At 63.9% G+C, this 14,578-nt stretch carries 12 protein-coding genes and 1 tRNA gene; 6 read left to right on the forward strand and 7 right to left on the reverse strand.

Going from position 1 to position 14,578, the window contains the following annotated elements:
* The first annotated feature begins 307 nt into the window (after positions 1 to 307).
* Genes QOS90_RS16045 through QOS90_RS16055 form a run of 3 tightly spaced genes read left to right on the forward strand, consistent with a single transcriptional unit; the run spans position 308 to position 5,435 of the window.
* Complete coding sequence (locus QOS90_RS16045) at positions 308 to 2,557, forward strand: ATP-binding protein (RefSeq protein WP_027593902.1); 2,250 nt, start codon at positions 308 to 310, stop codon at positions 2,555 to 2,557.
* A 15-nt stretch (positions 2,558 to 2,572) separates the two neighbouring features.
* The gene (locus tag QOS90_RS16050) at positions 2,573 to 3,034 is read left to right on the forward strand and encodes a response regulator (RefSeq protein ID WP_027593903.1); all 462 of its coding nucleotides are present in this window, start codon (positions 2,573 to 2,575) and stop codon (positions 3,032 to 3,034) included.
* 13 nt (positions 3,035 to 3,047) lie between these two features.
* Positions 3,048 to 5,435, forward strand: a complete 2,388-nt coding sequence (locus QOS90_RS16055; protein WP_085273237.1) for a PAS domain-containing hybrid sensor histidine kinase/response regulator — start codon at positions 3,048 to 3,050, stop codon at positions 5,433 to 5,435.
* A gap of 268 nt (positions 5,436 to 5,703) precedes the next feature.
* On the opposite strand, the gene QOS90_RS16060 is transcribed toward QOS90_RS16055, so the two are convergent.
* Positions 5,704 to 5,778: transfer RNA gene (locus QOS90_RS16060), tRNA-Gln, on the reverse strand.
* A gap of 269 nt (positions 5,779 to 6,047) precedes the next feature.
* Between QOS90_RS16060 and QOS90_RS16065 the strand changes: the two genes are divergently transcribed.
* Together QOS90_RS16065 and zapE are read left to right on the forward strand one after the other, a co-directional pair.
* Positions 6,048 to 6,290, forward strand: a complete 243-nt coding sequence (locus QOS90_RS16065; protein ID WP_027593905.1) for a hypothetical protein — start codon at positions 6,048 to 6,050, stop codon at positions 6,288 to 6,290.
* A gap of 117 nt (positions 6,291 to 6,407) precedes the next feature.
* Entirely contained in the window at positions 6,408 to 7,493 is a 1,086-nt protein-coding gene (zapE, locus tag QOS90_RS16070; protein ID WP_085273354.1) for a cell division protein ZapE, read from the forward strand.
* 114 nt (positions 7,494 to 7,607) lie between these two features.
* On the opposite strand, the gene QOS90_RS16075 is transcribed toward zapE, so the two are convergent.
* The gene (locus QOS90_RS16075; RefSeq protein ID WP_085273353.1) at positions 7,608 to 9,497 is read right to left on the reverse strand and encodes a propionyl-CoA synthetase; all 1,890 of its coding nucleotides are present in this window, start codon (positions 9,495 to 9,497) and stop codon (positions 7,608 to 7,610) included.
* 181 nt (positions 9,498 to 9,678) lie between these two features.
* On the opposite strand from QOS90_RS16075, the gene QOS90_RS16080 reads away from it, so the two are divergent.
* A complete protein-coding gene (locus QOS90_RS16080) occupies positions 9,679 to 10,545 on the forward strand; it encodes a LysR family transcriptional regulator (RefSeq protein ID WP_085273236.1) in 867 nt (288 codons plus the stop codon).
* Here the strand turns inward: QOS90_RS16080 and QOS90_RS16085 are convergent.
* The 5 genes from QOS90_RS16085 to QOS90_RS16105 form a co-directional block, all read right to left on the reverse strand.
* Entirely contained in the window at positions 10,519 to 11,676 is a 1,158-nt protein-coding gene (locus QOS90_RS16085) for an HPP family protein (protein ID WP_085273235.1), read from the reverse strand. The two genes, QOS90_RS16080 and QOS90_RS16085, sit on opposite strands and share 27 nt — an antisense overlap.
* 241 nt (positions 11,677 to 11,917) lie before the next feature.
* On the reverse strand, positions 11,918 to 13,237 hold the full coding sequence (locus tag QOS90_RS16090; protein WP_085273234.1) for an ATP-binding protein: 1,320 nt from the start codon (positions 13,235 to 13,237) through the stop codon (positions 11,918 to 11,920).
* A complete protein-coding gene (locus QOS90_RS16095; RefSeq protein WP_027593911.1) occupies positions 13,234 to 13,902 on the reverse strand; it encodes a response regulator transcription factor in 669 nt (222 codons plus the stop codon). Before QOS90_RS16095 ends, QOS90_RS16090 begins: the two co-directional genes overlap by 4 nt.
* Positions 13,903 to 14,217: a PepSY domain-containing protein gene (locus QOS90_RS16100; protein ID WP_027593912.1), complete on the reverse strand. Its 315-nt coding sequence runs from the start codon at positions 14,215 to 14,217 to the stop codon at positions 13,903 to 13,905.
* The gene (locus QOS90_RS16105) at positions 14,217 to 14,525 is read right to left on the reverse strand and encodes a PepSY domain-containing protein (protein ID WP_027593913.1); all 309 of its coding nucleotides are present in this window, start codon (positions 14,523 to 14,525) and stop codon (positions 14,217 to 14,219) included. Before QOS90_RS16105 ends, QOS90_RS16100 begins: the two co-directional genes overlap by 1 nt.
* Positions 14,526 to 14,578 lie beyond the last annotated feature (53 nt).

Consider the following 14,578-nt stretch of genomic DNA (forward strand, 5'->3'; position numbering starts at 1 on the left):
TTTATAATCCTTATCGCTGTGTGCTGACGCTTTGCATTGAAGCTGTGTACCCATTGGAGCGTAGCAGCGGGGTGGAATAGCAGTGATGGCTTCAAGCCATTTTTTTGTATTAGCGATAAAGCGATAGCGGGCGTTCGCGGCCACCGCGAAAAAATCTTCAATGCCACCGAACCCCTCGTCGCACAGTGCCTCCAATGGCCATGAGCCGGCAAATCAGCCGACATTCTGGTACGGTGCATGTCAACCATCGTCCTGCACCAGACACGTGACCGCTGCATGGGCGGGCATGACAGGAGCGTTTTCATTGATAACTGCAGACAACCCCCTCGCCGAGGCCGTAGAGCGCTGTGCCCAGGAGCCGATCCAGGTGCCGGGCAGCATCCAGCCCCACGGGTTTCTGCTGGTGCTGGACGAGGCCGACCTGCACATCCTCCAGGCCAGCGAAAACGCCGAGCACTGGCTAGGCCTGCCCGCCAGGGAGCTGCTGGGCTGCGCCTTGGCCGAGCTGGTCGGTGACGGCTTCGATATGCGCGCGCACCTTGCACGCCTGCCCGACGACGAGGCCTTTCCATTTCATATCGGCGACGTGTGCCTGCGCCCAGGTGCGCCCTGGCGCGACAAGCTGCGCGTGCTGGCCCACCGTCACGACCAGGTGCTGATCGTCGAGTTCGAGCCCGTGCGCTTGCCGGCCGACCTGGCTGAGCAAGGTGATTACTACCCACTGGTGCGCAGCTTCGTCGGCAACCTGCACATGGCCGCCAGCCTTGAAGACCTGCTGCAGCAGTCGGTGGAACAGCTCAAGCGCATCACCGGGTTCGGCCGGGTCAAGGCGTACCGGTTCGACAGCGAAGGCAACGGCCAGGTGCTGGCCGAGGTGGCCGACCCCGGCTACCCCAGCTACCTGGGCCTGTGCTTCCCCGCCTCGGACATCCCGCGCCAGGCGCGCGAACTGTATCGGGTCAACCGCATCCGCGTGATCGAAGACGCCAACTACCAGCCCTCCAAACTGGTACCCGCCGCCAACCCGCGCACCGGCAAGGCGCTGGACATGAGTTTCGCCGCGCTGCGCAGCGTGTCGCCGGTGCACCTGCAATACATGCGCAACATGGGCACCCTGGCCTCGATGTCGCTGTCGATCGTGGTCGACGGGCAACTGTGGGGGCTGGTGTCCTGCCACCATGACCAGCCACGCCCGGTGGACCTGCGTACCCGTACCGCCTGTGAGCTGCTGGCCAGCGTGTTGTCGCTGCAGATCGAGTCGCGTGAATCCCACGCCAGCACGCGTACCCTGCTCGACCTGCGCCAGCACATCGTGCGGATGATCTCGTCGATGGCCGATCACGACAGCGTCAGTGAGGGCCTGCGCGACCTGCCCGATGTGCTGCTGGAGTTTGCCGGTGCCAGCGGCGCCGCAGTGATATCCGCCGACCGTTGCGACCTGATCGGCAAGACGCCACCGCAGGCGCAAGTCACGGCGCTGGTGCACTGGTTGGCCCAGCGCGGTGAAGACACGGTCTTCCACAGCGACAACGTACGCCGCGACATCGACGAGCTGCCTGAACTGGCAGACCATGTCGGCGGTGTGCTGGCAGTGGCCATCTCTCAAATCCACTCGCACTACCTGCTGTGGTTCCGCCCCGAGCAGGTGCGCACGGTCAACTGGGCCGGGCAGCCAAGCAAACAGGTCGGGCCGCAAGGCCAGCTTGACCCACGCCACAGCTTTGAACGCTGGCAGGAAGAAGTACGCGGCTTTTGCCAAGCCTGGGACCCGTTGATCGTCGAAGGCGTGGTGGAGCTGCGCACTGCCGTGCTGGGCATCGTCCTGCGCAAGGCCGAAGAGCTGGCACAACTGGCCGGCGAACTGCGCCGCTCGAACAAAGAACTCGAAGCCTTTTCCTACAGCGTGTCCCACGACCTGCGTGCGCCCTTGCGGCACATTGCGGGGTACACCGAGTTGCTCGGCGAAATCGAAGGCCAGGGCCTTAGCGAGCGTGGCCGGCGTTTTCTGCAGCACATTGGCGAAGCCGCGCAATTCGCTGGCAGCCTGGTAGACAACCTACTGAATTTCTCGCAAATGGGCCGCTCGGCCCTGCGCCTGTCGGATGTCGACCTCAATGCCTTGGTCGACGCCATACGCGCCGAGCTGGCACCGGACTACCAGGGCCGCGAAATTGTCTGGGACATCGCCCCCCTGCCCAAGGTGATCGCTGACCCGGCGTTCATCAACCTGGCGCTGCAAAACCTGATTGGCAACGCCATCAAATACACCCGCGGTCGCGACCCTGCGCGCATCGAGATCCGCGCCCAGGAGCACCCAGACGAGGTCGAGGTGTGCATCCGCGATAACGGCGTAGGCTTCGACATGGCCTACGCCAACAAGCTGTTCGGCGTGTTCCAGCGCCTGCACCGCATGGAAGACTTCGAAGGCACCGGGATAGGCCTGGCAAGCGTACGCCGCATCATTGAGCGCCATGACGGCCGTGTCTGGGCCGAAGGCCAGATCGACCAGGGCGCCAGTTTCCATTTCACCCTCCCGCGCCCCGCCGCGACTACATGAGGCCCCTGTACCATCATGCTCAAACCTATCCTGCTGGTAGAAGACAACCCCCGGGACCTGGAGCTGACGCTGCTGGCGCTGGAGCGCAGCCAGTTGGCCAACGAAGTCATCGTGCTGCGTGACGGCGCCGATGCGCTCGACTACCTGTTGCGCCGCAATGCCTATGCCGAACGCGACGGTGGCAACCCCGCCGTGCTGCTGCTGGACCTGAAACTGCCCAAAGTCGATGGCCTGGAAGTGCTCAAGGAAGTTCGCACCACCCCTGACCTGCGCAGCATCCCGACCGTGATGCTAACGTCGTCGCGGGAGGAGCCCGACCTGTTGCGCGCCTACGAACTGGGGGTCAATGCCTACGTGGTCAAGCCCGTGGAATTCAAGGAATTCGTCGCCGCCATCTCCGACCTCGGGGTGTTCTGGGCCGTGCTCAACGAACCGCCACCCGGCTCGCTGCGCCTAAACCGCCGCGGCAGCAACTGAGGCCAACGCGAAGATGCTGCCAACGCCGCTGAAACTCTTGATGGTCGAAGACAGCTCGATGGACGCCGAGCTGACCCTGCTGCGCCTGGAGCGCAGCGGGCTGCACGTTCAGTCGCAGTTGGTTTTCGATCATGTCGGCGTCGAACACGCCCTGCGTGAGAGCCACTACGACCTGATCCTTTGCGACTGTGTGCTGCCCGGCTCGTCCGGTACCGACGTGCTGGCCATCGCCCAGCGCCTGGCGCCAGACACCCCGTTCATCTTCCTCTCCGGCATCTACGGCGAAGAGCACGCGGTGGAGATGATCCGCCTGGGTGCCACCGACTATGTACTGAAAAAAAACCTGCCGCTGCTGCCAAAGGCCGTGCGCCGGGCGTTGACCGAAGTGCAGGAACGCCAGCGTCGGCGCCGCGCCGAAGAAGCGCTGGCGGATGTCGAGGCGCGCGCCCGCATCGCCATCGACGCCGCCGGCATGGGCACCTGGGACCTGCGCCCACAGGAAGGCCTGTTGCTGTGGGACGACCGCTGCAAGACCTTGTTCGGGCTGCCCACCAGTACCGAAATGACCCTGGACGTGTTCTTCGCCGGCATCTACCCCGAAGACCTGGCCATGGTCCGCGACGCCGTGGAGCATGCCATGCGCCCCGAGAGCGGCGGCCACTACCGGGTCGAGTTCCGCATCGCGCAACCCCACGGCCTGGAACCCCGCTGGCTGCTCAGCAGCGGCCAGAGCCAGTTCGTCGATGACCAGTGCGTGCGCTTTTCTGGCGTGCTGCAGGACATTCACACCCAACGCCAGGCCACCCTCGCCCTCAAGCAATTGAACGAGATGCTTGGCGAACGGGTCGAGCGCCGTACCCGTGAACGCGACCGCGCCTGGGAGCTGTCGCAAGACTTGTTGGCGGTGCTGAACAAAGACCTCACTCCGGTCGCCCTCAACCCAGCCTGGGAAGCCAGCCTGGGCCTTTCGCGCGAACGCCTGAGCCAAACGTCACTGTTGCACCTGCTGCCCGAGTCCGATCAGGAGCTTTTCCTCACGGAGCTGGCCGCCCTCGCCCACGGCCGCACCAGCGCGCGCTTTGTCGGCCGCATCCTGCATGCCGGCGGCCAGCAACGCTGGCTGTCTTGGGTGGTGGTACCCGAAGACACCCTGCTGTACGTGGTGGCCCGCGACATCACCAGCGAGCGCGAGTCCGCCCTGGGGCTGGCCGAGGCCAACACCCGCCTGCGTGAACAAATCACCGAACGCGAGCGTATCGAGGCTGCGCTGCAACAGATGCAGCGCCTGGAAGCGGTCGGCCAGTTGACCGCGGGTGTGGCGCACGACTTCAACAACCTGCTGACGGTGATCCTCACCGGTGCCAGCTTCCTTGAACGGGACCTCAACAAGGCCGACCTGGACAAAGCACGTACCCGCCTCACACACATCCGTGAAGCAGGCGAACGCGGTGCCAAGCTGACCTCGCAGTTGCTGGCCTTCTCCCGGCGCCAGCGCCTGGAGCCCGTGCCGCTGAACCTGAACCGGACACTGGCCGGCCTTGAGGAACTGCTGCGCCGCACCCTGGGCGGTAACGTGTCGGTGCGCCTGGACCTGGATCCGCAGCTGTGGCAGGCACTGACCGACCCGACCCAGACCGAGATGATCATCCTCAACCTGGCGATCAATGCCCGCGACGCCATGCCCGACGGCGGCCAACTGACCCTCTACACCCGCAACACCCACATCGAGGCCCGCCCCCAGCGCCCGGAAGACCCGGACCCTGGCGAGTACGTGATGCTGAGCATCCGCGATACCGGCTGCGGCATGAGCGAAGATGTGCTGGCGAAAGTGTTCGAGCCGTTTTTCACCACCAAGGACATCGGCAAGGGTTCGGGGCTTGGCCTGGCCCAGGTGTTTGGCTTCGCCAAGCAGTCGGGTGGCGGCGTGCGCATTGACACCGTGCCCGGGCGCGGCACCCAAGTGGCGGTGTACCTGCCGGCGGTCAAGGGTGAAGCGCAGAGCGAGCCCGTGGTGCCAGAGGTTTCCCAGCCGATCGGTGACAGTGGCCAAAACCACACTGTCTTGCTGGTGGATGACGACCACCTGGTACGCGACATGCTCGGCGATGTGCTACGCCAGTACGGCTATCAGGTGCGCCAGGCACACAGCGGCGAACAGGCATTGGCATTGCTCGACGACGGCATCGACCTGTTGCTGACCGATTTCGCCATGCCCGAATTCAATGGCGCGCAATTGGCCTTGGCGGCGCGCGAGCGACACCCGCGTTTACCGGTGGTGTTTCTGACGGGGTATGCGGAACTGGAAGGGTTGGAACTGCCCGGTAGCCTGGTGATTCAAAAACCGGTGCAGGCCGATGAACTGGCGCGGGTGCTGAGTGAATTGCTGCGGGTCTCGGCGTAGCTTTACAGCACCTGTTGTATGCACGCTAACCGGACGTGCTGTACGCATGCCAACTGTACCTGCCGTATCTACGCTACCTGTAGGAGCAGCCTTGTGCTGCGAAGAGGCCGGCAGCCGCAGCGGACATTCCCTGACGGTCACTGGCCTCTTCGCAGCACAAGGCTGCTCCTACAGTTGGCGGGCATGGCAGTACTTAAGAACAGAAACGACAAAACCCAGCGCTTATCTGGCTAAGCACCGGGAAGAAATATTGAGTTGAATCAGAAAATGGCAGGGGCGGCTGGATTCGAACCAACGCATGGCAGGATCAAAACCTGCTGCCTTACCGCTTGGCGACGCCCCTGTATCGAGATGCAGCAAACGCTGCTCTGACAATTCCAACTGAGTGACAACTGGGTTGTTGTCTTGGAATGCGCGGCACTTTAACAACATTCTTTCGGCCTGTGAACCCCCTGATGTAAAAAAAATGCTTTAAAACAGCAAGTTAGTCCCTTCCCTCTGCCAATACCCCATCCTGGCAACCATCCGTCGCTTTCCGCCTGCATGGCTTCAACACAATCGCATTTCGCCTTTCCAATCAGATAGGCGCATTCATTGACCAAGGAGGTATCCATGCCTGTCTCACACGACCTTTACCAAGACCTGCACTACCCGCGGGAAATCGTCCAGCAACGTCGCCAGCAAGACAAAGCCCTCGACCGCCTGCTGGACGAGTACATGGACATCGACAACCAGGTGCTGGCCGCCGAATCGATCTCGGCCGGCAACTTCGTCGACGAAGACCTGCGCCACCTCAAGGAGCGCCGGTTGACGGTGAAGTACATGATCGAGCGCCAGCTGGAGCGCAAAGCCTAAGCGGGCGCTCGACCTATCTCGTCAGGCGATCATTGCCCACTGCTTTCTCTATTGGTCAAAATGGCGACCGTCGCGCAAGCTGCGCCCTGCACCGCCATCGACCAAGGAGCTATCGATTTGCCTGCCTGGATCCCTACCCCGTTGCGTCAGCTCGGCCAGCGCCTGCGCGCTAACACTGCCCCTGAAAGCGAACTGCTGGCCTGGTTCGAAGACAAGGCGTGCAGCCGTGGCTACCAGCTCAGTGACGGCCAACGCCGGGTCATCCACAGCATGGCCGAGCAACTGGCGCAGCTGGAACACGGGCAACCGTGCAGCCTGTACCTGCACGGCTCGGTCGGCCGCGGCAAAAGCTGGCTGCTCGACGGGTTTTTCCAGGCTGTGCCGGTAGAGGCCAAACGACGCCTGCACTTCCATGATTTTTTTGCCCGCCTGCACCAGGGCATGCACCGCCACCGCGCGCTGGACGATGCACTGGGCGCTACCTTGGACGAGCTGATTGGCCAGTGCCGGGTGTTGTGCTTTGACGAGTTCCATGTGCATGACATCGGCGATGCCATGCTGCTCACTCGGCTGTTCACCGCGCTGTTCGAGCGTGGGGTTTTCCTGTTGGTGACGTCGAACTACGCACCTGAAGGCCTGCTGCCCAATCCGCTGTACCACGAACGCTTCCTGCCGGTGATCCGCATGATCAACGGGCGCATGCGGGTGCTGGAAGTCGGTGGCGACACCGACTTTCGCAGCCTGCCGGCCAACCGCGAGCATCAGCGTTTTACCCAGGGGCACTATGTGTGGCCCGGCACTGCCGAGCAACGCCAGGCGGTGAACGTACCGGACGCGCAGCCGGCCACATTGGACATCAATAAACGCAGCCTGCGCGTGCTGGCCAATAACGACCGGCAGGTGATGTTCGCCTTCGACGACCTGTGCGAACAGCCCACCGCGGTGATCGATTACCTGGCACTGGCGGCGCAGTACGATGCGTGGGTGATCGATGGGCTGGACGACCTGTCGGAATGTTCGCTGGCAGCACAGCAGCGGTTCGTCAACCTGGTGGATGTGCTGTATGACCAGGACAAGCAGGTGACAGTGATCGGGCGGCGGCCGCTGGATGAAAGCCTGGGCGGAGCGATTGCCGACCTGATGCGCACCCGCAGCCGCTTGGGGCAGTTGCATCAGGTGGGGCCTGAGTACTTTGTTGGCTGAACTGGCGCATTTGCGGGGCAATCCCGCTCCCGCCGGCATGTCACCGAACCTGAAAGCCGAGGGCTTCCAGTGGGAGCGGGCTTGCCCCGCGAATGGGCCATCAATACCACCGAATCAACCGGCTCGTGGCAGGTCCGCCAACACCGCCTCGATCTCCCCTAGCACCGCCGGATCATCCAAGGTCGACGGCGGCACATAGTCCTGCCCATCGGCAATCTTGCGCAGCACCGCCCGCAAAATTTTCCCCGACCGGGTCTTGGGCAGCCGCTTGACCAACCGCACCCGGTTGAAACACGCCAGCGCACCGATTTCTTCGCGCACACTGCCGACCAGGTCCACCAGCAACTGCGATTCGGCAATGCCCTCGCCATCTTTCAGCACCACCAGCGCCAGCGGCACCTGACCCTTGATAGCGTCATGCACGCCGATCACCGCGCACTCGGCCACGGCCGGGTGACGCGCCACCAGGTCCTCCATTTCACCGGTGGACAGGCGATGCCCAGAGACGTTGATCACGTCGTCCGTGCGCCCCATGATGTAGACGAAGCCGTCATCGTCCAGGTAGCCGCCATCGCCCGTGTGGTAGTAGCCCGGGTAAGTGCGCAGGTACGCTTGCAGGTAGCGCTCGTGATCGCCCCACAGCGTCTGGCTGCACCCAGGCGGCAACGGCAGCGCGATCACGATCGACCCCTGGTGGTTCGGCCCCAACACATGGCCGTCATCGTCCAGCACACGCACGTGGTAACCCGGCACTGCGCGGTTGCTGGACCCTGCACGCGCCGCGCTGCCCTCCAGCCCAACGCAGGGCGCGGTGACCGGCCAGCCGGTCTCGGTTTGCCACCAATGGTCGTGCACAGGTTTGCCAGTGACCCGCTCCAGCCATTCGTGGGTGCTTGAATCGAGTTTTTCCCCGGCCAGGAACAACTGGCGCAGCGAGCTCAGGTCGTGCCCTTTGATCCGCTCACCGTCCGGGTCTTCCTTGCGGATGGCGCGCATGGCGGTCGGCGCACAGAACAACGCGTTGACCTTGTATTGCTCGACCACGCGCCAGTAGGCGGAGGCGTCCGGGGTGCGGATCGGCTTGCCTTCGTAGAACACCGTGGTGCAGCCGCTCATCAACGGCCCATAGACGATCAGCGAATGGCCCACCACCCAACCCACGTCAGAAATACCCCACCACACATCGCCCGCCTGCATGCCGTAGATGTGGCGCATGGCATAGCACAGCGCAACCGCGTTGCCGCCGTTTTCACGCACGATGCCCTTGGGCTTTCCGGTGGTGCCGGAGGTGTACATGATGTACAGCGGGTCACCGGCGTCCAGCTCGACAGGGGCCACCGGCTCGGCCGTTGCCAACGCCTGCTGCCAGTCCAGGTCGCGGCCCGGCTGCAATTGGGCGGTGGCCTGGGGGCGTTGCAGGACCAGCACGTTGCGCGGCTGGTGACGGGCCAACTGCAGGGCACGATCGACCAGCGGCTTGTATTCGATTACCCGGTCGAACTCCAGGCCACAGGACGCCGTCAGCAGCAACGTGGGGCGGGCATCATCGATGCGCAAGGCCAGCTCGTTGGCGGCAAAACCGCCGAATACCACCGAATGCACTGCACCAATCCGCGCGCACGCCAGCATGGCCATGGCCGCCTGCGGCACCATGGGCATGTAGATGATCACCCCATCGCCCTTGCCGACCCCCAACTGGCGCAGCAAACCGGCCAGGCGTGCCACCTCGTCGCGTAGCTGGCGGTAGGTATACGTCTGTTGAGTACCGGTCACCGGCGAGTCGTAGATCAGCGCCAACTGCTCGCCACGGCCTTGTTCGATCTGATGGTCGAGTGCCAGGTGGCAGCTGTTCAGGCGGCCGTCGGCAAACCAGCGGTGGGTGCCGTCTGGGTTTTCCTGCAGGGTCAGGGAAGGCGTGCGGTGCCAGGCCAGGTGCGCGGCTTGCTCGGCCCAGAAAGCGGCAGGGTCGGCGATGGAATGGGCGTAGCTGTGCTGATAGCTCATGTCGAAGGGAACCCGGTACTTGTTGTTATTGAAGGGCGAAACTTGAGTATGGACCGCCACGCCGGGCGCGCCATGGGACTAAAGTCACAACCGACCTGCAAATTTGCAGACAACACGAATACGCCCCATAACGGTGCAAAGCCTCTAGAATAGGCCGCCCCTTTTAGCCACCGAGCAGCCCATGGACATCGATCAGGCCCGTACCTTTCTGGAAATCGTGCGCTGCGGCAGCCTGGTCGCCGCCGCCGAACGCCTGTTCGTGTCACAAACGGCGATCACGGCGCGGGTCCAGCGCCTTGAGCAGCAACTGGGCTGCCAGTTGTTCGTGCGCAGCCGCAACGGCGCCAGCCTGACCAGCGATGGTGAGGCCTTCGTCAGCTATGCCAACCAGCTGGTGCAGACCTGGGAAGCGGCGCGCCGTGACCTGCCGCTGCCCGAAGGTTGCCAGCAAGTGCTGCATGTGGGCGGCGAAGTGAGCCTGGGCAACCCGATGATGCTCGACTGGGTCAGTGCGCTGCACCGCGAACTGCCCAGCCATGCCATCCGCAGCGAAGTGAGCGACGGTGAATCGCTGCTGCGCAAGGTCGAAATGGGCCTGCTGGACGCCGCGCTGGTCTATCAGCCGACCTACGGGCCAGGCCTGCAAGTCGAGCAATTGATGGAAGAGAAGCTGATCCGCGTGCGCCGGGTCGATCAGCCTGACCCGTACATCTATATCGACTGGGGCGAGGCGTTCCGCCGCCAGCACGACGCCGCCCTGCCCGACTGCGCGCGCCCGGCACTGAGTTTCAACCTCGGGCCGCTGGCCCTGCAGTTCATCCTCGACCAGGGCGGCAGTGGCTACTTCCGTACCCGCGTGGTGCAGGCTTACCTGGACAGCGGCGTGTTCGAGCGCGTGCCGCAGGCGCCAGAGTTCACCTACCCGACGTTTCTGGTATACCCGCGCAAGCGCGACAGCGAAGCGCTGCAACAGGCCTTCGCGATACTCCGCCAGCTGGTGGCTGCCGGCGCCAGCGATTGGTCACAGCGCTGGGACCCGGTTATCTGAGGCACTGCCGGCGGCGCTCAGCAATTGCCGCTTAAGGCCGGCGATCAGGTCAGTCTGGGTGACCACACCGACCAGCTGGCCATTGTCGATCACCGGCAGGCAGTGCAGCCCTTGCTCGCACAACAAGGGCAGCAGGCGTTCCAGCGGGTGCTGGCTGCTGACACTGACCACCCGCCGGCTCATCACCTGCTCCATGCGCACTGCCTTGCGCCCGAACAGGCCACGCCAGCGGAACCGCCCGCGTTGCATGGCCGGCCCTACCAGGTCACTTAAGCTGACGATGCCGACCAGCTTGCCGTGCTGCAGCACCGGCAGGGTTTTCAGGTGGTGGCTGGCCAGCAGCTTCCATGCCTGCTCCAGGGTGGTGTCCGGTGACGCGAACTGCACATCGCGCGACATCACGGAGGCTGCTGTGATACCGCCCAGGCTGCGCTGCAAGGCATGCTGTTCAGTGGCGAGGATGATGCGCTCCAGTTCGTCCCGGGTGACGTCGACGAACTCGCCCAGGTCTTCAAGGGCCTGGTCCAGGTCGGCGCCGCTGACCCCGACACGCTCGCTGGGCAGTGGGTCGTGGGTGTGATGCAGCTCTTTGCGTGGGGCCGTGCCTTTGGGGTAGCGCACGCCAGTCAGGCGGTTGTAGACCACCGCCACTGCCACCAGAATCAGCGCATTGAGCAGCACCGGCTCCAGCAGGTGATCCCCCAGGCCGGCCAGGCCGGGGTCGGCCAGCACCGCACTGACCGCCACACCGCCGCCCGGCGGGTGCAGGCAGCGCAACAGGCACATCACCAGTACCGAGAGCGCCAGGGCAGCAGCCGCCACCCAAAGCTCGGGCCCGAAACCCTGGCGCATGGCCAGGCCGATGGCGCCCGCCAGGGCGTAACTGCCCAGCACGGGCCAGGGCTGGGCCAAAGGCCCGGAATGCACGGCAAATACCAACACTGCCGAGGCGGCCAAAGGGCCCAGAAGGTGCAAAGCGATGCCAGGGCCATAGGCCATGCTGGTCAGCCAGCCGGCCAAGAACAAGCCAAGCAAGGCGCCGATACCAGCGCGCAGCCATTCTTTGGGGGGGATATTCAGGGGTGCGGGCAACAGCCGCTGCAGACGACTTTCGGAACGCGAGGCAGGCATGTGAATAATCGAAATCGTAGTTTTTCTGGTTAAAAAGAAAGCCCAGCCGCGCTGGCCTGGGCCCTGTATTGCCAGAGCAATAGCGCAAGGGGCTCCGTCCGTGGAGAGATGGAAACTGGGAAGTTTCGTGCGGGGATTGTGCCGGGTGGGATTGGCGAGGGCCAATTCAAAAAAATGCGCCTGTACTGCAATTTTTTTTGCAGTGGTGATCTGCTCACAGGCCCGCGAAGCGGCCCCGGCATTATCTAGCCCTGCGCGGCAAGTCGATGCTCACCCGCAATCCGCCGAGAGGGCTTTCCTGCAGCGCCAGCTGCCCGCCCCAGGCCTCGACGATATCGCGCACGATGCCCAGCCCCAGGCCATGCCCATCGACCTGCTCATCCAGCCGCGAGCCCCGCTCCAACACCTGCAGGCGCTGGCTTTCAGGAATGCCGGGGCCATCATCATCGACCCAAAGCCGATAACCCGCATCGCTCGGTGCAATGCCCAGGCGCACTTCGCAGTCTGCCCATTTGCAAGCGTTGTCCAGCAGGTTGCCCAACAACTCCAGAACGTCCTCGCGGTCCCACGGCAACAGCAGACCCGGCGGTACGTCCCGCTCAAGCAACAGGCCTTCGCCGTGGATCATGCCCAAGGTGCCCAACAGCCCCGGCAATTCGGCATCGCAGTCGAACTGGGCACCGGGCAAGGCGTCACCCGCCAGGCGAGCGCGGTTGAGTTCGCGTGCCAGGCGCTGCTGAATGTGCTCAAGCTGCGCGCGCATTTGCTCGCGCACGTCGGGCAGGCCCTCCAAACGCGCGCTGGACGCCAGGCTCAGCAAGACCGCCAACGGCGTCTTCAGCGCATGGCCAAGGTTGCCCAGTGCATTGCGCGAGCGCCGCAAGCTGTCTTCGGTGTGGCTCAGCAAGTGGTTGATCTGCCCTACCAGCGGCGCCAGCTCGACAGGCACTTCGGCATCCAGTTGCGAGCGCTGCCCTTGTTGCAGCTGGGCGATCTGCTGGCGGGCACGCTCCAGCGGGCGCAATGAGCGCTTAACCGTGACGCGCTGGAGCACCAGCACCAGTATCAACGCCACCAGCCCCATGCCCAGGCCGATCTGCTGCATGCGCCGGAAGCCTTCACGCACCGGTGAGTAATCCTGCGCCACGCTGATCGAGATGTCCTGGCCTAGGCGGCGATAGTCAGCACGCAGCGCCAGCAATTGCTGCCCCTCTGGGCCCAGCTCGTGGCTATCGGAAAGCCCAGGGGCGGCGGGCTTGGGCATGTCCAGGTCCCACAGCGAACGCGAGCGCCAGGTGCCTTGGTCAAAATCGATGCGAAAGTAATACCCGGAAAACGGCCGCTGATAGGCCGCAGAAATGCGCCGCTCATCCAACTGCAAACCTGAAGGCCCCCGCACCAGGGCCACCAGCAGGTTCTCGCTTTCCTTGCGCAAGCCGTTTTCCAGGTAGCGCTGCAGGCCCGCCTCGAACAGCCACAGGGTGAGTTGCGCCAGCACCACACCCACCACCACCAGCACGGCCACCAAACCCAGGCTCAACCGCGCCTGAATCGACTTCACGCAACGCTCCCGGCGTAGATATAGCCTTGCCCGCGGCGCGTCTCGATCACACTGCGGCCCAACTTGCGGCGCAGGTGGTTGACGTGCACTTCAAGGACATTGGAATCGCGCTCCGTCTCGCCATCGTAAAGGTGCTCGGCCAGGTGGCTCTTGGACAGGATCTGCTGCGGGTGCAGCATGAAATAACGCAGCAGCCGAAACTCGGCAGCGGTCAGCTGGATATCGACACCGTCACGGCTCACGCACTGCCGGCTTTCATCCAGGTGCAGGCCGGCGGCTTCCAAGGTGGGCTGGTTGGCCAGGCCACGGGCACGGCGCAGTAACGCCTGGATGCGCAACTGCAACTCTTCGGGGTGGAAGGGTTTGCTCAGGTAGTCGTCGGCACCGGCCTTGAGGCCTTCGATGCGCTCGGCCCAGGAGCCGCGGGCGGTCAGCACCAGCACTGGCGTGGCCAGGCCAGCGGCACGCCACTGGGCGAGCACGTCGAGCCCCGGCAAGCCTGGCAAGCCGAGGTCCAGGATAATCAGGTCGTAGGGTTCGCTCTGGCCCTGGTACACCGCATCGCGGCCATCGGCCAGCCAGTCCACGGCGTAGCCCTGGCGCTGCAGGCCGGCGATCAGTTCATCGGCCAGCGGGACATTGTCCTCGACAAGCAACAGGCGCATTCAGTCGTCTTCCTCGTCTTTGAGCAGGGCACCGGTACTGGCGTCTAGCTTGATTTCGCGGACCACACCTTCGGCAGTCAGCAACTCGACTTCGTATTCGTAGCGATCGTCGTCTTCTTCCAGCTCGGCCTCCAACAAACGCGCCCCGGGGTGACGCCCCAGGGCGGTTTCCAGCAGCTGCTCGAGCGGCAGGATGACGCCCTTCTGGCGCAACGCCAGGGCCTCGTCCTGATCCAGGTCACGGGCAGCCGCCAGGGAGCAGACAGCCAGCAGCGAAAGCGCGAGGTATCGCGCTGGCCGCGGTAAGTGGATCATCAGTTGTCTCGTGCGTCCTTGAGTACTTCACCGGTCTTGGCATCCAGGTCGACGTCCCACTCGACGTTCTGTGCGTCGCGCAGCTCGACCTTGTAGATGTAGCGGCCGTATTCGTCTTCAAGTTCCGAGTCTGTGACCTCGGCGCCTGGGTGCTTGGCCATGGCGGTGGCTTTCAGCTCATCCAGCGACTTGATGGTCTTGGCGCTGACCAGTTTGACCACTTCGTCAGGCTGAACGTCCTTGGCGAAAACGGCATTGGCGCCCAGGGTAAGGGCGGCGGCGGTGAACAGGGCAGTCAAGGTTTTCATCGTGTCTTCTCTCCTGAGAGATGTTCAAGTTGTCTACGGGGTTAAGATTACCC

The sequence above is a fragment of the Pseudomonas sp. LAIL14HWK12:I10 genome, from assembly GCF_900184205.1.
Lineage (GTDB): Bacteria > Pseudomonadota > Gammaproteobacteria > Pseudomonadales > Pseudomonadaceae > Aquipseudomonas > Aquipseudomonas kermanshahensis.

Excerpts from the sequence above, each read along its gene's own strand:
- QOS90_RS16050 (WP_027593903.1), top strand. The coding sequence starts at position 2,573 with ATGCTCAAACCTATCCTGCTGGTAGAAGACAACCCCCGGGACCTGGAG.
- QOS90_RS16055 (WP_085273237.1), top strand. The coding sequence starts at position 3,048 with ATGCTGCCAACGCCGCTGAAACTCTTGATGGTCGAAGACAGCTCGATG.
- QOS90_RS16065 (WP_027593905.1), top strand. The coding sequence starts at position 6,048 with ATGCCTGTCTCACACGACCTTTACCAAGACCTGCACTACCCGCGGGAA.
- QOS90_RS16075 (WP_085273353.1), bottom strand. The coding sequence starts at position 9,497 with ATGAGCTATCAGCACAGCTACGCCCATTCCATCGCCGACCCTGCCGCT.
- QOS90_RS16080 (WP_085273236.1), top strand. The coding sequence starts at position 9,679 with ATGGACATCGATCAGGCCCGTACCTTTCTGGAAATCGTGCGCTGCGGC.
- QOS90_RS16085 (WP_085273235.1), bottom strand. The coding sequence starts at position 11,676 with ATGCCTGCCTCGCGTTCCGAAAGTCGTCTGCAGCGGCTGTTGCCCGCA.
- QOS90_RS16095 (WP_027593911.1), bottom strand. The coding sequence starts at position 13,902 with ATGCGCCTGTTGCTTGTCGAGGACAATGTCCCGCTGGCCGATGAACTG.
- QOS90_RS16100 (WP_027593912.1), bottom strand. The coding sequence starts at position 14,217 with ATGATCCACTTACCGCGGCCAGCGCGATACCTCGCGCTTTCGCTGCTG.
- QOS90_RS16105 (WP_027593913.1), bottom strand. The coding sequence starts at position 14,525 with ATGAAAACCTTGACTGCCCTGTTCACCGCCGCCGCCCTTACCCTGGGC.